The 22718-nt window shown below is 59.9% G+C and carries 22 protein-coding genes; 12 read left to right on the top strand and 10 right to left on the bottom strand.

All coding sequences use genetic code 11. The features are described from left to right. Positions 1–7 precede the first annotated feature (7 nt). Genes K5E40_RS20325 through K5E40_RS20315 form a run of 3 tightly spaced genes read left to right on the top strand, consistent with a single transcriptional unit; the run spans position 8 to position 2606 of the window. A complete protein-coding gene (locus K5E40_RS20325; protein ID WP_221732282.1) occupies positions 8–1087 on the top strand; it encodes a heme A synthase in 1080 nt (359 codons plus the stop codon). Next, positions 1075–1974, top strand: coding sequence for a heme o synthase (cyoE, locus tag K5E40_RS20320; protein WP_221732281.1), 900 nt, complete (start codon positions 1075–1077; stop codon positions 1972–1974). Before K5E40_RS20325 ends, cyoE begins: the two co-directional genes overlap by 13 nt. Continuing rightward, positions 1971–2606: an SCO family protein gene (locus tag K5E40_RS20315; protein ID WP_221732280.1), complete on the top strand. Its 636-nt coding sequence runs from the start codon at positions 1971–1973 to the stop codon at positions 2604–2606. The genes cyoE and K5E40_RS20315 overlap by 4 nt, the downstream gene beginning before the upstream one ends. Before the next feature lie 174 nt (positions 2607–2780). Here the strand turns inward: K5E40_RS20315 and K5E40_RS20310 are convergent, their stop codons facing one another. The 3 genes from K5E40_RS20310 to K5E40_RS20300 all read right to left on the bottom strand — a co-directional run bounded on the left by K5E40_RS20310 (position 2781) and on the right by K5E40_RS20300 (position 5314). Next, a complete protein-coding gene (locus tag K5E40_RS20310; protein WP_221732279.1) occupies positions 2781–3554 on the bottom strand; it encodes a MetQ/NlpA family ABC transporter substrate-binding protein in 774 nt (257 codons plus the stop codon). Positions 3555–3632: 78 nt separating this feature from the next. Continuing rightward, positions 3633–4307, bottom strand: coding sequence for a methionine ABC transporter permease (locus tag K5E40_RS20305; RefSeq protein WP_221732278.1), 675 nt, complete (start codon positions 4305–4307; stop codon positions 3633–3635). Continuing rightward, a complete protein-coding gene (locus K5E40_RS20300) occupies positions 4307–5314 on the bottom strand; it encodes a methionine ABC transporter ATP-binding protein (protein ID WP_221732277.1) in 1008 nt (335 codons plus the stop codon). The genes K5E40_RS20305 and K5E40_RS20300 overlap by 1 nt, the downstream gene beginning before the upstream one ends. Positions 5315–5576: 262 nt before the next feature. Between K5E40_RS20300 and katE the strand changes: the two genes are divergently transcribed. After that, positions 5577–7718, top strand: coding sequence for a catalase HPII (katE, locus tag K5E40_RS20295; RefSeq protein ID WP_221732276.1), 2142 nt, complete (start codon positions 5577–5579; stop codon positions 7716–7718). Between the two features lie 124 nt (positions 7719–7842). Here the strand turns inward: katE and K5E40_RS20290 are convergent, their stop codons facing one another. The 4 genes from K5E40_RS20290 to K5E40_RS20275 are packed head-to-tail and all read right to left on the bottom strand — an operon-like array spanning position 7843 to position 10642. Then, positions 7843–8556, bottom strand: a complete 714-nt coding sequence (locus K5E40_RS20290; protein ID WP_221732275.1) for a PA5502 family lipoprotein — start codon at positions 8554–8556, stop codon at positions 7843–7845. 37 nt (positions 8557–8593) lie between these two features. Continuing rightward, positions 8594–9382 carry a zinc ABC transporter permease subunit ZnuB gene (gene znuB, locus K5E40_RS20285; protein ID WP_221732274.1) on the bottom strand — a complete coding sequence of 263 codons (789 nt, stop codon included), beginning with the start codon at positions 9380–9382 and terminating at the stop codon, positions 8594–8596. Then, positions 9375–10160: a zinc ABC transporter ATP-binding protein ZnuC gene (znuC, locus tag K5E40_RS20280; RefSeq protein WP_221732273.1), complete on the bottom strand. Its 786-nt coding sequence runs from the start codon at positions 10158–10160 to the stop codon at positions 9375–9377. The genes znuB and znuC overlap by 8 nt, the downstream gene beginning before the upstream one ends. Then, the gene (locus tag K5E40_RS20275; RefSeq protein WP_007911760.1) at positions 10160–10642 is read right to left on the bottom strand and encodes a Fur family transcriptional regulator; all 483 of its coding nucleotides are present in this window, start codon (positions 10640–10642) and stop codon (positions 10160–10162) included. Before K5E40_RS20275 ends, znuC begins: the two co-directional genes overlap by 1 nt. A gap of 66 nt (positions 10643–10708) precedes the next feature. On the opposite strand from K5E40_RS20275, the gene K5E40_RS20270 reads away from it, so the two are divergent. Next, positions 10709–11629, top strand: coding sequence for a metal ABC transporter solute-binding protein, Zn/Mn family (locus K5E40_RS20270; RefSeq protein WP_221732272.1), 921 nt, complete (start codon positions 10709–10711; stop codon positions 11627–11629). A 100-nt stretch (positions 11630–11729) separates the two neighbouring features. On the opposite strand, the gene K5E40_RS20265 is transcribed toward K5E40_RS20270, so the two are convergent. Together K5E40_RS20265 and K5E40_RS20260 are read right to left on the bottom strand one after the other, a co-directional pair. Beyond that, positions 11730–12683, bottom strand: a complete 954-nt coding sequence (locus K5E40_RS20265) for a homoserine kinase (protein WP_221732271.1) — start codon at positions 12681–12683, stop codon at positions 11730–11732. Between the two features lie 60 nt (positions 12684–12743). Continuing rightward, complete coding sequence (locus K5E40_RS20260) at positions 12744–13034, bottom strand: DUF2782 domain-containing protein (protein ID WP_221732270.1); 291 nt, start codon at positions 13032–13034, stop codon at positions 12744–12746. Between the two features lie 74 nt (positions 13035–13108). Here K5E40_RS20260 and polA point away from each other — a divergent pair, with 74 nt between their 5' ends. Beyond that, entirely contained in the window at positions 13109–15913 is a 2805-nt protein-coding gene (polA, locus tag K5E40_RS20255; protein ID WP_221732269.1) for a DNA polymerase I, read from the top strand. A 333-nt stretch (positions 15914–16246) separates the two neighbouring features. Here polA and yihA read toward each other — a convergent pair whose 3' ends face one another. Beyond that, positions 16247–16891, bottom strand: a complete 645-nt coding sequence (gene yihA, locus K5E40_RS20250) for a ribosome biogenesis GTP-binding protein YihA/YsxC (protein WP_123455004.1) — start codon at positions 16889–16891, stop codon at positions 16247–16249. A 191-nt stretch (positions 16892–17082) separates the two neighbouring features. On the opposite strand from yihA, the gene K5E40_RS20245 reads away from it, so the two are divergent. From K5E40_RS20245 to K5E40_RS20220, 6 genes are all read left to right on the top strand, one after another. Continuing rightward, positions 17083–17388, top strand: coding sequence for a cytochrome c5 family protein (locus tag K5E40_RS20245; protein WP_221732268.1), 306 nt, complete (start codon positions 17083–17085; stop codon positions 17386–17388). Positions 17389–17420: 32 nt separating this feature from the next. After that, positions 17421–18026 (top strand): cytochrome c, encoded by a 606-nt coding sequence (locus K5E40_RS20240; protein ID WP_221732267.1) that lies wholly within the window; start codon positions 17421–17423, stop codon positions 18024–18026. A 200-nt stretch (positions 18027–18226) separates the two neighbouring features. Then, positions 18227–18868 (top strand): thiol:disulfide interchange protein DsbA, encoded by a 642-nt coding sequence (gene dsbA, locus K5E40_RS20235; RefSeq protein WP_221732266.1) that lies wholly within the window; start codon positions 18227–18229, stop codon positions 18866–18868. Positions 18869–18882: 14 nt separating this feature from the next. Further along, a complete protein-coding gene (locus K5E40_RS20230) occupies positions 18883–19761 on the top strand; it encodes an endonuclease/exonuclease/phosphatase family protein (RefSeq protein WP_221732265.1) in 879 nt (292 codons plus the stop codon). Continuing rightward, on the top strand, positions 19758–21827 hold the full coding sequence (locus K5E40_RS20225; RefSeq protein WP_221732264.1) for a GGDEF domain-containing protein: 2070 nt from the start codon (positions 19758–19760) through the stop codon (positions 21825–21827). The genes K5E40_RS20230 and K5E40_RS20225 overlap by 4 nt, the downstream gene beginning before the upstream one ends. 101 nt (positions 21828–21928) lie before the next feature. Further along, complete coding sequence (locus tag K5E40_RS20220; RefSeq protein ID WP_221732263.1) at positions 21929–22711, top strand: N-acetylmuramoyl-L-alanine amidase; 783 nt, start codon at positions 21929–21931, stop codon at positions 22709–22711. Positions 22712–22718: the final 7 nt, after the last annotated feature.

Genomic DNA, 22718 nt, shown 5'->3' with positions numbered 1-22718 from the left:
CATCGTCATGGCCAAACCTGGATTTCGCCTCGCGCTGTTTGCCACCCTGCTGGCACTGATTGTCGTGCTGCTCGGCGCCTACACGCGCCTGACCCACGCGGGCCTCGGCTGCCCGGACTGGCCGGGCTGTTATGGTTTTATCAGTGTGCCGAAAAGCGAAGCCCAACTGGCCCATGCCGAACTGCATTACCCCGACTCGCCGGTTGAGGCGCACAAGGGCTGGAACGAGATGATCCACCGCTATTTCGCCGGCACCCTTGGCCTGCTCATCTCGATCTTGGCCGCACGCGCCTGGGTCAATCGTCGGCACCCGGGACAACCGTTGAAATTACCGCTGTTTCTGTTGGCAGTGGTGTTCGCCCAAGCCGCGTTCGGCATGTGGACGGTGACGCTCAAGCTCTGGCCGCAAGTGGTCACCGGGCATTTGCTCGGCGGTTTTGCGACGCTGAGTCTGTTGTTTCTGCTGACGTTGAGGCTGTCCGGCGTACTGCCGGCGCTGACCGTGCCCAAACGCTTGCAGTACTGGGCGACCGCTGGCCTGTTGCTGGTGATCGGCCAGATCGCGCTCGGTGGCTGGGTCAGCTCCAACTATGCCGCGGTGGCTTGCATCGATTTCCCGACCTGCCACGGCCAATGGCTACCGCCCGCCGATTTCGCCAACGGCTTTCACCTGACCCAACACATCGGCCCCAATTACCTGGGCGGACAACTCGACAGCGATGCGCGCACGGCGATTCACCTGACTCATCGCATCGGCGCGCTGCTGGTGACGCTGGTGCTGCTCGGCCTGGCCTGGCAACTGAAAGTGGTCGGCATGACGCGGCTGGCCGGGCTGGTGCTGATCGCCCTCGGCGCACAAATCACGCTTGGCATCAGCAACGTGATGTTCCATCTGCCACTGCCGGTGGCCGTGGCGCACAACGCCGGCGGCGCAGCGCTGTTGCTGACCTTGGTGCTGGTCAATTATCACGCGCGTACCAGTCTGGTCCGGGTCAGACAACCGGTGCTTGCGCGCTGGCGCCTGAGCCCACGTAAACACTGCGCTGCGCCCATCACCCTAAAAGGAGAAACGCCATGGCGATTCTGATTGGCGAACGTCCCACTCAGGCGATCTGGCGTGATTATCTGGAACTGACCAAACCAAAAGTCGTGGTGTTGATGCTGATCACCTCGCTGGTCGGCATGTTCCTCGCCACCCGCGCCGGGGTGCCGTGGACGGTGCTGGTGTTTGGCAATCTGGGTATTGCGCTGTGTGCCGGTGGCGCGGCGGCGGTTAATCATGTGGTGGATCGGCGTATCGATGCAGTGATGGCGCGCACACACAAACGGCCGCTGGCCGAAGGCCGGGTTTCGCCTGCCGCCGCATTGACCTTTGCGCTGGTACTGGCGCTGCTCGGTCAGGCGATGCTGCTGACCTTTACCAATGCGCTGACGGCGTGGCTGACGCTGGCCTCGTTGCTCGGTTACGCGGTGATCTACACCGGTTTTCTCAAACGCGCGACGCCGCAAAACATCGTCATCGGCGGCCTCGCCGGCGCCGCGCCACCGCTGCTCGGCTGGACCGCTGCCACCGGCCATGTCAGCGCCGAACCGTTACTGCTGGTGCTGATCATCTTCGCCTGGACCCCGCCGCACTTCTGGGCACTGGCGATCCACCGCAAAGAGGAATACGCCAAGGCCGATATTCCGATGCTGCCAGTCACCCACGGCGAGCACTACACCAAGGTGCACATTCTGCTGTACACCTTCGTTCTGCTGGCGGTCAGTCTGCTGCCGTATGTGATCCACATGAGCGGCGTGTTGTACCTGATCTGCGCCCTCGGCCTGGGCGCAAGGTTTCTGCAATGGGCCGTGGTGCTGTACCGTGGCACTCGGCCGCACGCGGCGATCAACACCTTCAAGTACTCTATTTATTACTTGTTCCTGTTGTTCATCGCCCTGCTCGTAGACCACTACTTACTGTTGAACCTATGACTCGAACCCAGAAAACCGTCTTCATCCTCGTCGCCGTGATCGCGCTGATCTTGGGCCTTACCGTTAACAAAGTGCTGAGCGGCAAGGGCCAGGGCGACCCCACCGCGCTGATCGACGCCGGTATCATCCTGCTGCCGCAAAGCCGCACCCTGCCGGACGTGACGATGACCGATCAGGACGGCAAACCGGTCGCGATCAATGAGCTCAAAGGCAAGTGGAGCCTGCTGTTCTTCGGCTACACCTTCTGCCCGGACATCTGCCCGACCACCCTCGCCCAACTGCGCCAGATCAAGAGCGAGTTGCCCAAAGAGGCTGTGGATAAGTTGCAGATCGTCCTGGTCAGCGTCGACCCGAATCGCGATAACCCCAAGCAGTTGAAGCAGTACCTGGGCTACTTCGATCCGCAGTTCATCGGCCTGACGCCGACCTCGATCGAAGAGCTGCAGAAAGTCGCCAACGCGGTGAGCATTCCGTTTATTCCAGCGGACACCAGCAAGCCAAATTACACGGTGGATCACAGCGGCAATCTGGCGGTAATCGGGCCGGACGGCACGCAGCGCGGGTTTATTCGGGCGCCGCTGAACAACGCCAAACTGGTGGCGCAGTTGCCGGTGATGCTTAACCGCAAATAACACGCCACTGCCCCCTGTGGGAGCGAGCCTGCTCGCGAAGAGGTCGGCAGAGTCAACATCTACATTGCCTGACACACCGCTTTCGCGAGCAGGCTCGCTCCCACAAGGGACTGTGTTTTCGGGCACAAAAAAGGGGACGCACATGGCGTCCCCTTTTCGTTGCAGCAATCTGAATCAGAACGCCGGCAATACCGCGCCTTTGTACTTCTCGAGAATGAAGGCTTTGACTTCCGGGCTGTGCAGGGCAGCAGCGAGTTTCTTCATCGCGTCGCTGTCCTTGTTGTCCTCGCGGGACACCAGGATGTTCACGTAAGGCGAGTCGTTGCCTTCGATCACCAGCGCGTCCTTGGACGGATCAAGCTTGGCTTCCAGCGCGTAGTTGGTGTTGATCAGCGCCAGGTCGACCTGAGTCAGCACGCGCGGAATGGTCGCGGCTTCCAGTTCACGGATCTTCAGGTCTTTCGGGTTTTCGACGATGTCTTTGACGGTCGACAGGATGTTGTTCGAATCCTTCAACTTGATCACGCCAGCCTTGGCCAGCAGCAACAGCGCACGGCCGCCGTTGGTGGCGTCGTTCGGGATCACCACATTGGCGCCGCTTGGCAGGTCTTTCAGATCCTTGATCTTGCTGGAGTAAGCGCCCAGCGGCTCCAGATGCACGCCGGTCACAGCCACCAGGTGGGTGCCCTTGGCTTTGTTGAACTCATCGAGGTACGGCTGGTGCTGGAAGAAGTTGGCGTCCAGACGCTTTTCCGCGACCTGCACGTTCGGCTGAACGTAGTCGGTGAAGACTTTGACCTTCAGATCCACGCCTTCTTTGGCCAGAGCCGGCTTCACGAACTCGAGGATTTCAGCGTGCGGCACCGGAGTGGCGGCAACGGTCAGGGTTTCTTCTGCCTGGGCCGAAAAAGCCGCCACGGCGGCGAGGGCAACGATCAGTTTTTTCATTCAGCTAACTCCATTTGAGGCACCCGCTTGCGGCGCCTGCCAGCGAATGGCCGGCTCATTTATTAATGACGAAACCGGTTACTTGCGCGAGAAATGCACGACCAGTCTGTCACCTACCATTTGCAACACTTGCACCAGGATCAGCAGCAACACAACGGTGACGATCATCACGTCAGTCTGGAAACGCTGATAGCCGAACCGGATCGCCAGGTCACCCAGACCACCAGCGCCCACGACACCGGCCATGGCCGTGTAGGACACCAGGGTAATCGCCGTCACCGTAATCGCTGCGAAGATGCCCGGACGGGCCTCTGGCAGCAAGGCGTTGACGATGATCTGCCGGGTCGTCGCGCCCATCGACTGGGTCGCTTCGATGATGCCGCGATCGACTTCACGCAGGGCGGTTTCCACCAGACGCGCGAAGAACGGCGTTGCACCCACCACCAACGGCGGAATCGCACCGGCCACGCCCAGCGACGTGCCGGTGATCAGCACCGTGAACGGGATCATCACGATCAACAGAATAATGAACGGCAGCGAACGCAGAATGTTCACCGCCAGCGACAACATGGCATAGACGCCTTTGGCTTCGAGTAACTGACGCGGGCTGCACAAGAACAGCAACACGCCCAGCGGCAAACCGAGCAACACGGTGAACAGCAGCGAACCGCCGAGCATCAGCAGGGTGTCGCCAGTCGCCAACCAGATTTCAAACCAGTCGATGTTTTCGAAGAAAGTCTTGAGCAGTTCCATTAACGCAGCACCTCCATGTGAACGTCAGCGGCAGTGAAACGGGCGAACGCCGCTTCCATGTCGCCACCGGTGACGGCGAGGGTCAATTGCCCGTACGGAATGTCTTTGATGCGGTCGATGCGACCGGCAAGGATGCTGTAGTCGACCCCGGTTTCCCGGGCGACGGTACCGAGCAACGGCGCGTAGGTCGCTTCGCCCTGGAAGGTCAGACGCACGATACGACCCGGCACATGAGCGAAGTCATCGCGCTGTTCGTTGTCGTCGACCTGCTCGCTTTCCTGAACGAAACGCTTGGTGGTCGGGTGCTGCGGGTGCAGGAACACATCAGCCACCGGACCTTGCTCGACGATCACGCCGGCATCCATCACGCCAACCTGGTCGCACACGCGACGGATCACATCCATCTCGTGAGTGATCAGGACGATGGTCAGTTTCAGCTCGCGATTGATCTCGGCCAGCAGTTGCAGGACCGACGCGGTGGTCTGCGGGTCAAGGGCGCTGGTGGCTTCGTCGCAGAGCAGAATCTTGGGTTTGGTCGCCAGGGCGCGGGCAATGCCGACGCGCTGCTTCTGGCCACCGGACAATTGCGCCGGATACTTCTTGGCGTGGTCGGACAGACCGACCCGCGCCAGCAACTCGGCCACACGCTTGTCGATTTCACTGCTCGACAGCTCGCCGGCCAGGGTCAGCGGCAGCGCAACGTTGTCAGCCACAGTCTTGGACGCGAGCAAGTTGAAGTGCTGGAAGATCATCCCGACTTGCTGACGGAAACGACGCAGGCCGTTGGCGTCCAGCGCGGTGACTTCTTCGCCGTCGACGATGATTTTGCCGCCACTGGATTCTTCCAGGCGATTGATCAGACGCAGCAGGGTACTTTTGCCCGCACCGGAATGACCGATCAGGCCAAAGACCTGACCGTTCTCGATCGAGAGGCTGGTCGGGTGCAGGGCGGGAATGTCCTTACCGGCGACGCGGTAAGTCTTGTGGACGTTTTGAAACTCGATCACGTAGCGAACCTTGTGGGGCGCGTTAGAAAAGGATCAGCGTTTAGCCGGGCGCGCATTTTAGCCTGTCCGTATAGAGGTTCTTAGCATTTATTTCTCAATTAACCTTCGATTTGGCAATAACAAGATCAAAGGTCATAAAAAAGGAACGCTCAAAATCCTCGTCAGTCACTAGGTAAGCGACTTGAAAACCCTGGGTGCCGTGCCCGGGAACCACTCAAGAGCCCCCGGCAAGCCTCGGGGTCAAACGAGGAGTTTACGTCTGATGAGCAGTAAGAAGCCCACCGCTGACAAAAGCCAACTGGCCGGAACCGATACCAAGGATCGCGCCAACACCAACGCCAAGCTCGAAAGCCTGGAGACATTCCGTTCAGACGCCACCGGCCAGGCTCTGCGCACCAATCAGGGCGTAAAAATTGCCGACAACCAGAACACCCTGACGGCCGGCGCCCGCGGGCCGTCGCTGCTCGAAGATTTCATCATGCGTGAAAAGATCACGCACTTTGACCACGAGCGGATTCCAGAACGCATCGTCCACGCCCGCGGCACCGGAGCCCATGGCTTCTTTCAGGCCTATGAAAATCATGCCGATCTGACCAAGGCTGGCTTCCTACAAGATCCGGGGAAGAAAACTCCGGTGTTCGTGCGTTTTTCCACGGTGCAGGGGCCACGCGGCTCCGGTGATACCGTGCGTGACGTGCGCGGTTTCGCGGTGAAGTTCTTCACCGATGAAGGTAACTTCGACCTGGTCGGCAACAACATGCCGGTGTTTTTCATTCAGGATGCGATCAAGTTTCCCGACTTCGTCCATGCGGTGAAACCCGAGCCCCACAACGAAATCCCTACCGGCGGTTCGGCCCATGACACCTTCTGGGATTTCGTCTCGCTGGTCCCGGAATCGGCGCACATGGTTATTTGGGCAATGTCCGACCGGGCGATCCCGAAAAGCCTGCGCAGCATGCAGGGCTTCGGCATCCACACCTTCCGTTTGATCAACGCCGAAGGCAAATCGCGCTTCGTCAAATTCCACTGGCGCCCTACCGCCGGCACTTGCTCGTTGGTGTGGGATGAGGCGCAGAAACTCGCCGGCAAGGACACGGACTACCACCGTCGCGACCTTTGGGAATCGATCGAGATGGGCGACTACCCGGAATGGGAACTGGGCGTACAGATCATCGAGGAGGAAAACGAGCACGACTTCGATTTCGACATCCTCGACCCGACCAAGTTGATCCCCGAAGAAATCGTGCCGATCACGCCGCTGGGCAAAATGACCCTCAACCGCAATCCGGACAATTACTTTGCCGAGACTGAACAGGTTGCGTTCTGTCCGGGCCACATCGTCCCGGGAATCGACTTTTCCAATGATCCATTGCTACAAGGTCGGCTGTTTTCCTACACCGATACGCAAATCAGCCGACTCGGCGGGCCGAATTTTCACGAACTGCCGATCAATCGCCCGGTGGCGCCGTTCCACAACGGTCAGCGCGATGCTCAGCACCGCACAGTGATCGACAAGGGCCGTGCGTCCTACGAGCCGAACTCGATTGATGGCGGCTGGCCGAAAGAAACCCCGCCGGCTGCGCAGGACGGTGGTTTCGAGAGCTATCCGGAACGCATTGACGCCAACAAGATCCGCCAGCGCAGCGAGTCGTTCAGCGATCACTTCTCTCAAGCACGGTTGTTCTTTCACAGCATGAGCAAGCATGAGCAAGAACACATCATTTCTGCTTACAGCTTTGAGTTGGGCAAGGTCGAGCGGGAATTCATCCGTGCGCGTCAGGTGAACGAAATTCTGGCCAACATCGACCTGGAACTGGCCAAGCGAGTGGCCGAGAACCTCGGTTTGCCGGCGCCAGCCAAAGGCACGATTGAGGTGCGCAAAACGTCACCGGATCGATCCCCGGCACTGAGTCAGGCGAATCTGTTGCCGGAGAACATCAAGACGCGAAAAGTAGCGATTCTTGCGGCCAACGGCGTCGATGGTGCGGCGATTGACGCCATGAAGAAAGCGCTTGAAGCACAAGGTGCGCACGCCAAACTGCTCGGGCCGACGTCGGCGCCAGTCAAAACCGCTGATGGCAAAAGCCTGCCGGTGGATGCCTCGATGGAAGGTATGCCTTCGGTGATCTTTGATGCGGTGTTCGTGCCGGGTGGCGCGGCATCGATCAAGGCGTTGAGCGGTGACGGCGTGGCGTTGCACTACCTGCTGGAGGCGTACAAGCATTTGAAGGCGATTGCGTTGCAGGGTGACGCCAAGCAGTTGCTGGATGTGCTGAAGCTGGAGGCGGATGCCGGGCTGCTTGAGGGCAAGGATGTTGGTGCGCTGACCAAACCGTTCTTTGCCGCGATCGGGCAGCATCGGGTTTGGGCGCGCGAGCCCAAGGCGAAAGCCATTCCGGCCTAAAAGTCATTCACTGACTGAAGGGACGCCTTCGCGAGCAAGCCCGCTCCCACTCTGGATCTGCGTCGAACACAAAATTTGTGGGCACAGAAGTTCAAGGGTGGGAGCGGGCTTGCTTGCGAAGCTTTTAGGGCTTTTTCGGACTTAGAACCATCTGCGCCGGCACCGTGCGCAAAATCTGTTTCTCGATTTTCAGATCGAAATCCGGATTCAATTTCTTCACCCGCTTGGTCAGCAACGTCGCCAACCAAGGGTAATCATTGGTGCGGGGCGCCTGAATGCTCACTGCACATTCGTAATTCACCACATCGGCGGCGATCGCATCGAGTTGCCGACGAAGTTTGCGACTATCGGTGATGTTCAGCGCAACCGTAGTGCTCTCGGCGGTCGGATCAATCACCTTGGCTTTCGGCTTGGCTTCGGCTGCCAACAACGCTGCTTCGGCCTTTTCCAGCTCGGCCTTGCGCGCTTGGGTGATGGCACCGTTGACGCCACCGGTCAGCGCTGGCGCTTTCGGCATCAACGCACGCGCACGGCTCAACGCGGTAGCGGCAGCATTCACGTCACCCTTCTGCAGCACGATCTGGCTACGACGCAGATACGCCTCGGCCAATTGCCGCTGATAATGCTCAAGGGATTGATCGTTGGGGGTTTCGGCCTGCATGGCGGCCAACTGGTCTTCGGCAGTGGCCAATTCGCTGCTGGCCAGGCTTTGCTCCAGCTGTGCGATGGCCGTAGCTCGCGCATCGGGGACTTCAGCCACCGGTGGCGTGCTTTGGCAGGCGCCCAGCAGCAGTGAAAATGCGACAAGGAGCAGATAACGGGAGGCGAACGGCTTCATTCCTGCGACTCTCTATTTGCGCAAAAAGCGAGCAAGTCTACACCCCTCGACGGGGCAGAACAAAACTCAGCAGAAACAGTGCGGCCGCCGTCACAACGATTGACGGGCCGGCCGGGGTGTCCTTGAACCACGACAGCGCCAGGCCGCCACACACCGCGAGCATGCCCAGCAGGCTTGCGCCCACGGCCATTTGCTCCGGTGAACGGGCATGACGCTGTGCCGCAGCCGCCGGAATGATCAACAACGAGGTAATCAGCAACACACCGACGATTTTCATCGCCACCGCGATCACCACCGCAATCAACAGCATCAGCGCCATGCGCAGACCGGCCACCGGCAGGCCTTCGACTTTGGCCAACTCTTCATGCACGGTGATCGCCAGCAATGGGCGCCACAGTGCCACCAGCAACACCAGCACCGCCGCGCTGCCGCCGAGGATCCACGCCAGATCGGTCGGGCTGATCGCCAGCAGGTCGCCGAACAGATAGGCCATCAGGTCGATCCGCACTTCATGCATGAAGCTTAGTACCACCAGCCCGAGAGAGAGCGTGCTCGGTGCGAGAATTCCCAAAAGCGTGTCGGACGCCAGTGGCTGGCGCTGTTGCAACGTCACCAGCAGCACCGCCAGCAGCAGGCAACCGACCGTTACGGCAACCGTCGGGCTGACATCCAGCACAAAGCCCAAGGCCACCCCCAACAGGGCCGCATGCGACAACGTATCGCCGAAATAGGCCATGCGCCGCCAGACCACGAAAGACCCCAACGGCCCGGCAACCAGCGCCAGCGCCAGACCTGCAAGCAGGGCATACAACAGAAAATCAGCCATGCTTGCAGTTGTCTCCATGAACGTGGGGTTGGCCCGAAACCGGGCCCTTGACCACCGAACCGTGCAGGTCGTGGGCGTGGTCATGATGGTGGTGATAGATCGCCAGGCTCTGCGCGTTTTTGCCGAACAACTCGACGAACGCCGGATCGCCGCTGACTTGCTCGGGGTGCCCGAAGCAGCAGACGTGACGGTTGAGGCAGACCACCTGATCGGTGGTGCTCATCACCAGATGCAAATCGTGAGAAACCATCAGCACACCGCAGCCATGCCGGTCGCGCAGCCGGGTGATCAGGCTGTACAACTCGGCCTGACCGGCAACGTCGACGCCTTGCACCGGTTCGTCGAGCACTAACAGTTCCGGTTCGCGCAGCAGCGCCCGGGCCAGCAGCACGCGCTGCATTTCACCGCCGGAAACGCTTTGTACCGGGCTGTCGATGACGTGTTCGGCGCCCACTTCCTTCAACGCCGCCAGCGCACGCGGGCGATCGACGCCCGGCACCAGGCGCAGAAAGCGCAGCACCGAGAGCGGCAGGGTCGGGTCGACATGAAGTTTTTGCGGCATATAGCCGACGCGCAGCTTCGGCTTGCGCCAGACGCTGCCGCTGTCCGGCTTCAACAACCCGAGCACGGCGCGCACCAGCGTGGTCTTGCCGGCGCCGTTGGGGCCGATCAGGGTGACGATCTGCCCCGGCTCGACGCTCAAATCGATGTTGTCCAGCACGGTCTGCCCGGCAAACGTGACAGCGACCTGCTCCAGACGGATCAGCGCGTTGCTCATCAAGCCCCCTGGCAGCCGGAGCACAGGCCGACCACTTCGACGGTCTGTGCCTCGACGATGAAGCCGACGTCCTTGGCGCTGTTGATGATCGCGTCGCTGATCACTTTTTGCTCAAGTTCGATGGCGGCGTGGCAATCACGGCAGATCAGGAACTGGCCTTGGTGCGCGTGCTCCGGGTGGACGCAGCCGACGAAGGCGTTGAGCGAAGAGATGCGATGCACCAGGCCGTTTTCCAAAAGGAAATCCAGCGCGCGGTACACGGTCGGCGGCGCGGCGCGGCGGCCGTCCTGCTCGCTGAGTACCGCGAGGATGTCATAAGCGCCCAGCGGCTTGTGGCTCTGCCACACCAGCTCCAGTACCCGGCGGCGCAATGCGGTCAGGCGCAGGCCTTTCTGGGCGCACAAGGTATCGGCCTCGGACAAAGCGCTGTGCACGCAATGAGAGTGGTCGTGGGGACGGCTGGCAATCGGAGTAATGGGCATGGGCGGCGACGAGTTTTGATAGAGACGTTATTATGTTACCCGTTCTCGCCTCCTTGAGTGGTCATCGTGTCCCGAATTTTTTCTGTTTTTGTGGCGTTTGTCGCCAGTTTCCTGCTGATCGGTTCGGCTCAGGCCGAGGTCAAAGTCCTCACCAGCATCAAACCTTTGCAGTTGATTGCAGCGGCGGTGCAGGACGGCGTGGCGATTCCCGAAGTGCTACTGCCGCCGGGCGCGTCGCCGCATAACTATGCCCTGCGCCCATCCGACGTACGGAAGGTGCAATCGGTGGACCTGCTCTACTGGATCGGCCCGGACATGGAAGGTTTCCTGCCGCGCGTGCTGAGCGGTCGAAAGCTGCCGAGCGTGGCGGTACAGGATTTGCCGGGATTGAAATTGCGTCATTTCGCTGAAGACAGCCATTCCCACTCCGAAGACGCCGATGAGCATGATCACGATCACCGTCCGGGCACGCTGGACGCGCATTTGTGGCTATCGCCGGTGAACGCACGCGTTATTGCCGACAAAATGGCAACGGATCTAAGCGCCGCCGACCCGGCCAATGCCGAGCGCTATCAGCACAACGCCAAAGCGTTCGATGAGCGACTGGATGCTTTGGACCAGCGGCTCAAGAAGCGTCTGGCCAGCATTGAAGGCAAACCGTACTTCGTTTTTCACGAAGCGTTTGATTACTTCGAAGACGCTTACGGCTTGAAGCACACCGGCGTGTTCAGCGTAGCGGCGCAAGTGCAACCCGGCGCGCAACACGTGGCGGCGATGCGCACACGCTTGCAGGAAATCGGCAAGACGTGTGTATTCAGCGAGCCGCCACTGCGCCCGCGTCTGGCGGAAACACTGGTGGCAGGTCTGCCGGTAAAACTGGCGGAACTCGATGCGCTGGGCGGTTACACCCCGGCGACTGCTCAGGGGTATGAGCAGGTGCTGGAAAAATTGGGCAATGATCTGGCCGGCTGCCTGGAATCTCTCTAAACCCGGCATCTGTGTTGACCCATTCGCGAGCAAGCCCGCTCCACCTTGGTTCTGTGTCACGCACAAATCCAAGGTGGGAGCGGGCTTGCTCGCGAAGCTTTTAAAGGGCAAACGGTAGAGGCGTGTTGACCTGCTGGCGCTGCGCCAACCGCTGCTCAAACTCTTGCGGATCGTGAATCAACACGTCCTGACCGGCAAACTGTTCGGCCGCGATCAACCGCGACAGCCAGAACCGCACACACGCCACGCGCAGCATCGTCGGCCACAACTCAGCCTCCGCCGCCGTGAACGGCCGCAGCGCCGCATAGGCACCGAGGAAAGCCCGGGCACGCGGACCATCGATCAAGCCGTCATCGTCCGAACACCAGTCGTTCAAGGCAATCGCCACGTCATACAGCATCGGCCCCGAGCAGGCGTTGTAGAAATCGATCAGACCGGTCAGGTGCGTGCCTTCGAACATCGCATTGTCGCGGAACAGGTCGGCGTGGATATTGGCCCGTGGCAACGCGAGAATTTTTTCTTTCTGCGCAGTGATCTCATCCAGCGCCTTGTGCAGCAGCGCACGCGGCTCGTCGCTCAGATGCGAGAGAAACTCGTTGCCCTCTTTCAGCATCCAGTCCAGGCCACGGTCGGTCTTGCGCTTGATCATTCGTTCGCCCTGAGTCGCCAGGTGCAGATGCGCCTGCAACTCGCCGACCTGCGCGCAATGCTGAGCATTGGCGACCTTGATGTGCTTGCCGGCCAGGCGCGGTTGCAGCAGCGCCGGTTTGCCCTTGAGCTCCCGCAACGCCTCGCCTTCGGTGGTGCGCAGTGCGTAAGGCACCGGCAAATCGGCTTCGTGCAGCACGTCGAGCAGGTCGATGAAGAACGGCATCTCCTGCACCGGGCCGCGCTCGACCAAGGTCAGGACAAACTCGCCCTGCTCCAGGCTGATAAAGAAATTGGTGTTTTCGCTGCCGGCGGCGATCCCCTGGAAATCAAGCAGACGGCCAAGCCCGTAAGGGGCGAGAAAGGTTTCCAGCTCAGGCCGAGCCAGGGGAGTGAACACAGACATGGTTAAAAACTGCTCAGTTCGGGCGCCGCCAGTACAGCGGCGCCGATTAAGTTTAAGAGACTACTTCCATTCGAAAATCTTCCATGACGGAATCAGCATATCCGGCTGATCCGAGCGGATGAAGTTTGCATCCGTCCCGTCTGCACGCACCAGAAAGTAGGGCGGCGCGCCCTTCACGGTGACTTTGATCGCATACAGGAAACCGTTTTGCCGGTACTCCTGAATGGTTTTGTCGCCTTCGGTGCGAATGGTAACTTCCGGATCCGCTGACGGCGCATCATCTGCCGCCATTGCGGCCAACGGTGAGACAGCAATCAAACTGACCAGCAGCAAGCGATTTAACGTACGCATGATAACCTTGTCCCTTTGTCGTCAACGGTCCCGCTATTCTAGCGCCGGGCCCGCCGAAAAGGTTGATTCTGCTCATGAGCCAAGCCCCCCTCGTCCTGGTGGACGGTTCGTCTTACCTGTACCGCGCTTTCCACGCCCTGCCCCCGTTGACCACCTCCAAAGGCCTGCCGACCGGCGCGGTCAAGGGTGTGCTGAACATGCTCAAGAGTCTGCGCAAGCAGTACCCGGACAGCCCGTTCGCCGTGGTGTTCGACGCCAAGGGCGGGACCTTTCGCGATGAGATGTACGCCGAATACAAGGCCAATCGCCCCAGCATGCCCGACGACATGCGCGTGCAGATCGAGCCGCTGCACCAGAGCGTGATCGCCCTCGGCTTCCCGCTGCTGTGCGTGGAAGGCGTCGAGGCTGACGACGTGATCGGCACCCTGGCCCGCAGCAGCGCGGCGGCGGATCGCCCGGTGGTCATCTCCACCGGCGACAAGGACATGGCGCAACTGGTCGATGGCCACATTACCTTGGTCAACACCATGTCCGGTAGTTCGATGGACGTGGAGGGCGTGAAGGAGAAATTCGGCGTCGCTCCAGAGCAGATCATCGATTATCTGGCGTTGATGGGCGATTCTTCCGACAACATTCCGGGCGTTCCGGGCATCGGCCCCAAAACGGCTTCCGGCCTGCTGGTCGGCGTTAACGGCGGCCTCACCGAGTTGTATGCGAATCTCGACATCGTGCCGACCCTGCCGATTCGCGGCGCCAAAACCCTGCCGGCCAAGCTCGAAGAGCACAAGGAAATGGCGTTCCTCTCCTATCAACTGGCGACCATCAAGATCGACGTGCCGCTGGACGTCGAACTCGACGATTTGCAGATGCGCGCCGAAGATCCGGCCAAGCTCTACGAGCTTTACACGCTGCTGGAATTCAAGAGCTGGATCAACGATCTCGATCGCGATGCCAAACGACTGGAATTGAGCAGCGCTGCGGCGCCTGAGCCGGCAGGCGATCTGTTCAGCACGCCGGAGGCCGAGACCCCGGCCGCTCCGGCCCAAGCCGCCTATGAAACCATCCTCGATCAGGCGCGTTTTGACGTCTGGCTGGAAAAACTCAAGAACGCCAAGCTGTTCGCCTTCGACACCGAAACCACCGGCATCGACGCGCAGCAGGCGCAACTGGTCGGTCTGTCGTTCGCTGTGCAGGCCAACGAAGCGGCCTACATTCCGCTGACTCACTCTTACATCGGCGTGCCTGAGCAACTGGATCGTGACACCGTTCTGCGCGCGCTCAAGCCCATTCTGGAAGACCCGAACAAGCTCAAGGTCGGCCAGCACGCCAAGTTCGACATGAATATCCTGGCCAACTGCGCCATCGGCGGTGATCAGAACCAAGGCATCACCGTGCGCGGCATCGCCTTCGACACGATGCTTGAGTCCTACGTGCTCAACTCCACCGCCACCCGTCACGACATGGACAGCCTGGCGCAGAAGTACCTGGATCACACCACTGTGAGTTTCCAGGACATCGCCGGCAAAGGCGCCAAACAGCTGACGTTCGACCAGATTGCGCTGGAGCAGGCCGGGCCGTATGCCGCCGAAGACGCCGACATCACCCTGCGTCTGCACCAGACGTTGTTCGAAAAACTCAGCGCGATCCCAAGCCTGGCCAGCGTGCTGACCGACATCGAAATCCCGCTGGTGCCGGTGTTGGCGCGCATCGAGCGCCAAGGCGCGTTCGTCGATGCCGAACTGCTCGGCATCCAGAGTATTGAATTGGGTAACAAAATGGTCGCACTGGAGCGCGAAGCGTTCGAGATCGCGGGGGAAGAATTCAACCTTGGCTCGCCCAAGCAACTGGGCGTGATTCTCTACGAGAAACTCGGCCTGCCGGTGCTGAAGAAAACCGCCAAGGGCCAGCCATCCACCGCTGAAGAAGTGTTGGCGAAACTGGCCGAGGACGATCACCGCTTGCCCAAAGTGCTGATGGAACACCGTTCCATGAGCAAGCTGAAAAGCACTTACACCGATCGCCTGCCGGAGCAGATCAACCCGCGTACCGGGCGCATCCACACGTCGTACCATCAGGCTGTGGCCTCGACCGGTCGTTTGTCCTCCAGCGATCCAAACCTGCAGAACATTCCGGTGCGTACCGCTGAAGGCCGGCGCATCCGGCAGGCGTTCGTGGCGCCAAAAGGCTACAAACTGCTGGCGGCGGACTATTCGCAGATCGAACTGCGGATCATGGCGCACCTGTCCAAGGACGAAGGTTTGATGAACGCCTTCCGCAACAATCTGGACGTGCATACCGCAACCGCTGCCGAAGTGTTCAAGGTGGAGCTCAACGAAGTCACTTCCGACCAGCGCCGCGGCGCCAAAGCGATCAACTTCGGTCTGATCTACGGCATGGGCGCACAAAAACTCGGCAAGGACATCGGCGTCGACACCAAGACCGCCAAGGCTTACATCGATACCTACTTCGCCCGTTATCCGGGTGTTCGCGAGTACATGGATCGCACCCGCGCCCAAGCGGCGGATCAAGGTTATGTCGAAACCTTCTTCGGCCGCCGCCTGTACCTGCCGGAGATTAACTCCAACAAGCCACAGGAACGCGCAGCCGCCGAACGCACGGCAATCAACGCGCCTATGCAGGGTACAGCGGCAGACATCATCAAGAAGGCCATGGTGGCGGTGGATAACTGGCTGGCGACGTCCGGACTGGACGCCAAAGTCATCCTGCAGGTGCACGATGAACTGGTACTGGAGGTTCGCGAGGATCTGGTCGAGCAGGTCAGCGCCGAGATTCGCGTGCACATGAGCGAAGCGGCGAAACTGGATGTGCCGTTGCTGGTGGAAGTCGGCGTGGGCAACAACTGGGATGAGGCTCACTGAGCCAGTTGAAGCCGGCTCTGCTGCGGCATGACGTCGCGGCAGAGCCCGGAAAATGCGCTTAGTCCGAAAAGCTCTTGGGATTATTCCAAAGCTTTTTGAAAAAAATCTGAACTAATCTGGAAGAACATCACTCAGAGTTACTGAATGGCTGGTGAAGCCCTTCGATGCTCCTATGTTGTGTTAAGTGTTGGCAGATATCTGAACCCCGCCCTAGCGGTTCGGAACTTGAACCCCGGAATTTCTCCCTCCCCAAATGAAATCCGGGGCTTTTTTTGCCCAAAAATTGCCTGCGACGCCCTTGCCAGAAGGCGCCACAGACAATTTTGCAATCACTTACTCAGCCGCTGCTTCAGCGCCCTTGTCAGCCAATTCCATCCAGCCTGCCAACACAGTGTAGGCCTCTTCCAGGCCCATGCGTTTTGGCGCCGAGAACAGCTGGATAGTGACCAGATCACCCCAACCCTTGCGAATTTCCGACTGCACTTTGAGCAGCGTGTTCTTGGCCGCGCCGTAAGTCAGTTTGTCGGCCTTGGTCAGCAGAATATGCATCGGCATGCCGGCCGCAACGGCCCAGTCGAGCATCAACAGGTCGAAGTCGGTCATTGGATGACGGATGTCCATCATCAGAATCAAACCCTTCAAACTCTCGCGTCCACCGAGGTAAGCCTCAAGGTGACGCTGCCAGTGCTGCTTGAGCGGGATCGGCACTTTTGCATAACCGTAGCCCGGAAGGTCGACCAGACGCCGATCATCGTCTAGCTTGAAGAAGTTCAACAGCTGCGTGCGACCCGGGGTTTTCGAGGTGCGCGCCAGGCTGGCGTGAGTCAGGGTGTTCAGGGCGCTGGATTTGCCGGCGTTGGAACGACCGGCGAAAGCCACTTCAAAGCCTTCGTCGTCGGGGCATTGATCGACTTTGGCGGCACTGAGCATGAACGTGGACTGTTGGCACAGGCCGAGGATGGGATTCTTGAGTTGCATGAGATTTCCGATGTGGGCGGCGCCGGGATTGGGCGCGGAACGCGGTGTCGCTTCCGTTTCAGTGACGCCAGTATATAATGCCGCAGATTTTGTGTGTGCTTTGTCCCAGCGTAGGATGAAGCTCAGGAGAGCGACAGACCTTGATTGCGCATTAGAACGCAGAACGCTCTCAACCCTGAAAAGGTCGTTTTATGACGAAATGGCTGCTGGCTGCCGGAGTCCTGATACCGCTTTACAGCGCACAGGCTACACAGGAACCGGAAGCCGTGTACAACCGTGTTTGTGGTGCCTGTCATTCCGGCCAACTCCCCATGGCGCCCAAAAGAGGCGATCAGGAAGCTTGGACGCCGAGGTTGGCGAAAGGTATGGAGACGCTGGTGCAACACGTGACCCAGGGTTTCAAGGCGATGCCGCCGCGTGGTTTGTGCATGGACTGCAGTGCCGAGGATTACCAGGCCATCATCCTTTGGATGAGCGAGAGTAAGCCCGGCCCATAACTCTTAACCCTTAGCCGTAGTTGGATTAGCTGATGAACAAATTGATCGTGAGTCTGCTGTTGACCGTGGGAATCTCAGGCTTTGCCCATGCTGTCGGTGATGCCGCCGCCGGCCAGGCGAAAGCCGCCGTTTGCGGTGCCTGCCATGGCCCGGACGGGAACAGCATGGCGCCAAATTTTCCGAAACTGGCGGGTCAAGGTGAACGCTACCTGACCAAGCAACTGCACGACATCAAGTCGGGCAAACGCGTCGTTCTGGAAATGACCGGCCTGTTGACCAACCTGAGCGATCAGGATCTGTCCGACCTCGCCGCTTACTTCGCCAGCCAGAAAGGCAGCGTCGGCGCAGCGGATCCCAAGCTCGTCGCGCGCGGTGAAGCACTGTTCCGTGGCGGCAAGCTCGATCAAGGCATGCCATCGTGCATCGGTTGCCACTCGCCAAATGGCGCTGGCAACGCAGCTGCCGGCTTCCCGCACCTGGGTGGCCAACACGCTCAATACATCGCCAAGCAGTTGACCGATTTCCGTGAGGGTGATCGCACCAATGATGGCGACACCATGATCATGCGCAGCATCGCTGCCAAGCTCAGCAACAAGGACATCGAGGCAGTCTCCAGCTACATTCAAGGCCTGCACTGATCGCCTTGATTCGAACGTTGCGGGCGATGCACATCTCCTGCAACGTTAACGCTCGATTAATCCTTCGCAGCAAGTATAAAAAGGGTGGCTTTGGCCGCCCTTTTTTGTGGCCGCTGCCGTTACACTACAGAACTCATGCCCGCCAGGACCTGTCTGAAAACAGGTCGCGCGAGGCGACCCAAATTGTTCAGGAGTAAAGCATGCGTAATCTGATCATCAGCGCCGCCCTCGTCGCTGCCAGCCTGTTCGGCGTGACCGCACAGGCCGCCGAAGCCCCTGCCGCTCCTTACGTGGAATTAGCCAACCCGGTGCCAGTGGCAGAGCCAGGCAAGATCGAAGTGGTCGAACTGTTCTGGTATGGCTGCCCGCATTGCTACGCGTTCGAGCCGGTGATCAATCCATGGGTCGAAAAACTGCCCAAAGATGTGAATTTCGTGCGCATTCCTGCCATGTTCGGCGGCCCATGGGACGCTCACGGTCAGATGTTCCTGACGCTGGAAGCCATGGGTGTCGAGCACAAGGTTCACGCCGCCGTGTTCGAAGCCATCCAGAAGCAGCACAAACGCTTGACCGACAAGAATGACATGGCCGATTTCCTCGCCACCCAAGGCGTGGATAAAGACAAGTTCCTGGCAACCTTCGACTCTTTCGCCATCAAAGGTCAGATCGTCAAAGCCAAAGAGCTTGCCAAGAAATATGAAATCTCCGGCGTACCAACCATGATCGTCAACGGTAAGTACCGCTTCGACATCGGCTCCGCCGGTGGTGCCGAGCAAGCTCTGCAACTGGCTGACCAACTGGTCGCCAAAGAGCGAGCGGCCAACAAGGCTGCTGCCAACTAAGCGCGGCAACCGTCATGCGCCGCTGGAAGACCGAACGCATCGTTGGCCTGCATGATCCGCAGGTCAACGAGCATCACCTGGCGTCTACGGGCCTGCCAGCAGACCAGCGTCTGCGCTTGCTCAGTTTCAACATTCAGGTTGGCATCAGCACCGAGCGTTATCGGCACTACCTGACCCGTAGCTGGCAGCATCTGCTGCCGCACACCGGGCGCTCGGGCAATCTGCAAAAGATCGGCGACCTGCTCGGCGATTTCGATCTGGTCGCCCTGCAGGAAGCCGATGGCGGCAGCCTGCGCTCAGGCTACGTCAATCAGGTCGAACATCTGGCCCACCTCGGCGCCTTCCCCTATTGGTATCAACAACTCAATCGCAACCTCGGCCGACTGGCTCAGCACAGCAATGGCGTGCTCAGTCGTCTGCGCCCGTGGGCGATCGAAGATCACCCACTGCCCGGCCCGAAAGGTCGCGGCGCGATCCTGCTGCGCTTCGGCGAAGGGCCGGAAGCGCTGGTGGTGGTGATGATGCACCTGGCCCTTGGCGCGCGCGTGCGCAGCCTGCAATTGGCCTACATTCGAGAGCTGATCGGTGGCTATAAGCACCAAGTGTTGATGGGCGACATGAACACCCATGCCAGCGATTTGCTACAACACTCACCGTTACGCGATCTCGGCTTGCTGGCCCCGCAGGTGGAAGCGACATTCCCCAGCTGGCGACCTCAGCGCTGCCTTGATCATATTTTGCTCAGCCCGACCCTGACCCTGGAAAAGGTCGAAGTGCTGGCCCAACCGATTTCCGATCACCTGCCGGTCGCGGTGGAGATTCGTCTGCCGGGTTCGCTCACGGCCGATGCATTCCCCGCGTTGAGTCCTGCCCCTCGCGGAACCCCTGAATGAGCGACGACGCCCAGCGCTGGAAAGAGAAGTACCTCAAAAGCATCGAACAACAGGACAAGCTGGAGCGCCGCTGGGCCGCCCGGCTCGACTTGCTGCGTCGGGGGCTGGTGCGCAGCACGCTAGCGGCCGAAGGCACCGACCGCGTCGTTGATCAATGCATGAAAGAAATGCGCGATGTGGTGCGCACCGACGACATGGATGCCGGCCTCGCCGCCCTGTTGCCACGCCTGGAAAAAGCCGTGCTCGATTCCGAGCAGCGTCGCGAAACCAGGATTGATCAGGTCAGCACCGCGCTGACCGCGCTGGTCGCTCAGTTGCAATCCTTGCCGTTGCCAAGGGACGTCGCTCAACCGCTGAAAAAATTCGCCAAACAATTGGACGGCCGAGTGGGTCAGGCCCGCGAAATGCCGCTGCTGCTGAGTGAGCTGAGCAGTTTGCAAGGCAAAGCCTTGAGCCAGTTGGAGACGCCGGCAGAACCGGGGCGTCCGGGATTGTTCCAGCGCTTGTTTGGCAGTCGTGACACTGAGGAGACGCCAGCGTCAGCCCCAGAAGCGCCTGCGCGGGAAACACCCAAAGAGCCGTCGCTCGCCACCGCGGCGCCCGAGTCCGAGCCCATAGCGATCGCTCCCACCGACATCAGCGAACCAGTCCCTGCGGCTCCTGTGCTTGAGCAAGCAGCGCCAGCCGTAGCGATCGAAACACCCGCACCAACGGCCCCGATTCAGGCCGAACCGCAAGTGGTCGCCTTTGTGCCGCCCAAGGTCGCCGTTGAAGTGCTCAGCGCCCCGACCGAAGCAAAAACACTCGAACCTGAGCCTGAAGTCATTGCCGCTCCAGCTCCGACCCCGGTCATCCCCGCGAACCTGAACCCCGACGAGTTGATCCACCCCGGTGATCCAACGCCGATGATCCTCGACAGCCTGCCCTTGCCCGAGCCAATCGCTCAGGCCTTGGCAGCCATCGACCCGGAGCAATCCGAGGACGATATCCTGTTCGCACTGCCTGACTCCCCCGAGCCGTCCTACAGCTCGGTGGCCAAGCACATCGAAGACACGCTGATCGGCCTGCTCGACGACCTGACCCTGCCCGAACGTCACCGTCCGCAAGCCGAAGCCATGCGCGACCGGCTCAAGCACGGCCTGAACTGGTACGAATTGATCCCGATCCTCGACGATCTCGCGACGTTGATGCTGGCCATCACCGACAGCGGCCAGCACGAATTCGAAGTGTATCTGCAGCAACTCAACGAACGCCTCGAAGCATTCCAGAGCAACCTGCAAGCCGCCAGCGATGGCCATGCCGACAACAGCTCGGCGGCGCGGGCCATGGACACGCAGATCCGTGAGCAAGTCGACGGCTTGCAGACCAGCGTGCAGGAAGCGGCAGATCTGGATGACCTCAAGCAAGTGCTGGAAAACCATCTCGAAGGTTTGCTCGGCACCATGGATCAGCACCAGAAGCAGCGCGATGCCCGCGAGCAGGAAGTGGCGGCGCGACTCAAAGGTCTGTCCGAACGTGTGGCCCATATGGAACAAGAGGCTCAGGGCTTTCGCGAGCACCTTGAAGAACAACGCCAAAAGGCCTTGATCGACCCGCTCACCGGCCTGCCCAACCGCGCCGCGTGGAGCGAACGCCTCGAACATGAAATCAAGCAATGGCAGCAACACGGCAACACCTTGAGCCTGGCGATGCTCGACCTTGATCACTTCAAACGGATCAACGACAACTATGGCCACCTGGCCGGCGACAAAGTGCTGAAGATCATCGCCACCGTGCTGCGCAAGCGTCTACGTGGCTCTGACTTCATCGCCCGTTTCGGCGGCGAAGAGTTCGTTCTGCTGCTGCCGGCTACCCCGCCAGCGGTCGGCGCAAAATTGCTGGAAACCCTGCGGGCAGCCGTCGAGGCGTGTCCGTTCCACTTCAAGGGCGAACGGGTCACGATCACCCTTTCGATGGGACTCGCCACGTTCAGGGCGGGAGAACACAGCGATCTCGTCATCAAAAGAGCCGATCAGGCGCTTTATCGCGCGAAAAATGCCGGGCGCAACCGGATCGAACTGGGCTGAGCAAATTGTTCCATTTTGTTTAAATCCACCCGCTGACCGTCTAGACGCAAGTCAGTACGTTACACTGTTGCATTACTGACTTGCGTGTATTGCCCTCTGCCATGAAATTTTTTGCCCTCCTCGCGTCACTGCTCGTTCTTGCCGGTTGTGCCAGCGGCCCGCGTTACGACACCAGCCATCCTTCAGCCAATCACGACAGCCGCATCCAGTTCGTGATCGTGCATTACACGTCCGCTTCGCTTGAGCGCTCGTTGCAATTGCTGACCCACGGCGAAGTCAGCAGCCATTACCTGATTGGTGATGATAAAAACGCGACGGTCTACAAATTGATGGATGAACGTCAGCGCGCCTGGCACGCCGGCGAAAGCCAATGGCAGGGCCGCACCTGGCTCAACTCAAGCTCCATCGGTATCGAAATCGTCAATCCGGGTTTCAAGGACACCCCGACCGGACGCCTGTGGTATCCCTACAGCGAAGCGCAGATTCAAGCCCTGATTGTCCTGCTCAAGGACATCAGCAAGCGTAATGGCATCAGCCCACGCCACATCATCGGTCACAGCGACATTGCGCCCTTGCGCAAACTCGATCCGGGGCCGTTGTTTCCCTGGAAGCGACTCGCCGAACAAGGCCTTGGCGTGTGGCCCAATGAACAAGCCGTGGCCCGTCAGCAAGCGCTGTTCAACAGCAGCGAACTGCCGAGCATTAGCTGGTTCCAGGCACAACTGGCGCACCTGGGCTACGACACTCCGCAGACCGGCGAACTGGACGTAGCGACGCGTCATGTAATCGCTGCGTTCCAGATGCATTTCCGCCCCGCGCGTTTCGACGGCACGCCGGACGCGCAAACGGCAGCATTGTTGCTGGTACTCAATCAGACAAAATAATGACGCC

Origin of the sequence: Pseudomonas baetica, from assembly GCF_019733355.1 — a bacterium.
In the GTDB taxonomy this organism is placed as follows: Bacteria; Pseudomonadota; Gammaproteobacteria; order Pseudomonadales; family Pseudomonadaceae; genus Aquipseudomonas; species Aquipseudomonas baetica_A.
The sequence above is the reverse complement of the archived record's forward strand: the minus strand, read 5'-3'. Positions and strand labels throughout refer to the sequence as shown.

Bases quoted from the DNA above. Each gene is read 5' to 3' on its own strand.
- K5E40_RS20310 (WP_221732279.1), bottom strand. From the start codon at position 3,554: ATGAAAAAACTGATCGTTGCCCTCGCCGCCGTGGCGGCTTTTTCGGCC.
- K5E40_RS20230 (WP_221732265.1), top strand. From the start codon at position 18,883: ATGCGCCGCTGGAAGACCGAACGCATCGTTGGCCTGCATGATCCGCAG.
- K5E40_RS20240 (WP_221732267.1), top strand. From the start codon at position 17,421: ATGAACAAATTGATCGTGAGTCTGCTGTTGACCGTGGGAATCTCAGGC.
- K5E40_RS20315 (WP_221732280.1), top strand. From the start codon at position 1,971: ATGACTCGAACCCAGAAAACCGTCTTCATCCTCGTCGCCGTGATCGCG.
- K5E40_RS20275 (WP_007911760.1), bottom strand. From the start codon at position 10,642: ATGCCCATTACTCCGATTGCCAGCCGTCCCCACGACCACTCTCATTGC.
- K5E40_RS20325 (WP_221732282.1), top strand. From the start codon at position 8: ATGGCCAAACCTGGATTTCGCCTCGCGCTGTTTGCCACCCTGCTGGCA.
- znuC (WP_221732273.1), bottom strand. From the start codon at position 10,160: ATGAGCAACGCGCTGATCCGTCTGGAGCAGGTCGCTGTCACGTTTGCC.
- znuB (WP_221732274.1), bottom strand. From the start codon at position 9,382: ATGGCTGATTTTCTGTTGTATGCCCTGCTTGCAGGTCTGGCGCTGGCG.
- yihA (WP_123455004.1), bottom strand. From the start codon at position 16,891: ATGCAACTCAAGAATCCCATCCTCGGCCTGTGCCAACAGTCCACGTTC.
- K5E40_RS20220 (WP_221732263.1), top strand. From the start codon at position 21,929: ATGAAATTTTTTGCCCTCCTCGCGTCACTGCTCGTTCTTGCCGGTTGT.
- K5E40_RS20265 (WP_221732271.1), bottom strand. From the start codon at position 12,683: ATGTCTGTGTTCACTCCCCTGGCTCGGCCTGAGCTGGAAACCTTTCTC.
- K5E40_RS20305 (WP_221732278.1), bottom strand. From the start codon at position 4,307: ATGGAACTGCTCAAGACTTTCTTCGAAAACATCGACTGGTTTGAAATC.
- katE (WP_221732276.1), top strand. From the start codon at position 5,577: ATGAGCAGTAAGAAGCCCACCGCTGACAAAAGCCAACTGGCCGGAACC.
- polA (WP_221732269.1), top strand. From the start codon at position 13,109: ATGAGCCAAGCCCCCCTCGTCCTGGTGGACGGTTCGTCTTACCTGTAC.
- cyoE (WP_221732281.1), top strand. From the start codon at position 1,075: ATGGCGATTCTGATTGGCGAACGTCCCACTCAGGCGATCTGGCGTGAT.
- K5E40_RS20245 (WP_221732268.1), top strand. From the start codon at position 17,083: ATGACGAAATGGCTGCTGGCTGCCGGAGTCCTGATACCGCTTTACAGC.
- K5E40_RS20225 (WP_221732264.1), top strand. From the start codon at position 19,758: ATGAGCGACGACGCCCAGCGCTGGAAAGAGAAGTACCTCAAAAGCATC.
- K5E40_RS20290 (WP_221732275.1), bottom strand. From the start codon at position 8,556: ATGAAGCCGTTCGCCTCCCGTTATCTGCTCCTTGTCGCATTTTCACTG.
- K5E40_RS20260 (WP_221732270.1), bottom strand. From the start codon at position 13,034: ATGCGTACGTTAAATCGCTTGCTGCTGGTCAGTTTGATTGCTGTCTCA.
- dsbA (WP_221732266.1), top strand. From the start codon at position 18,227: ATGCGTAATCTGATCATCAGCGCCGCCCTCGTCGCTGCCAGCCTGTTC.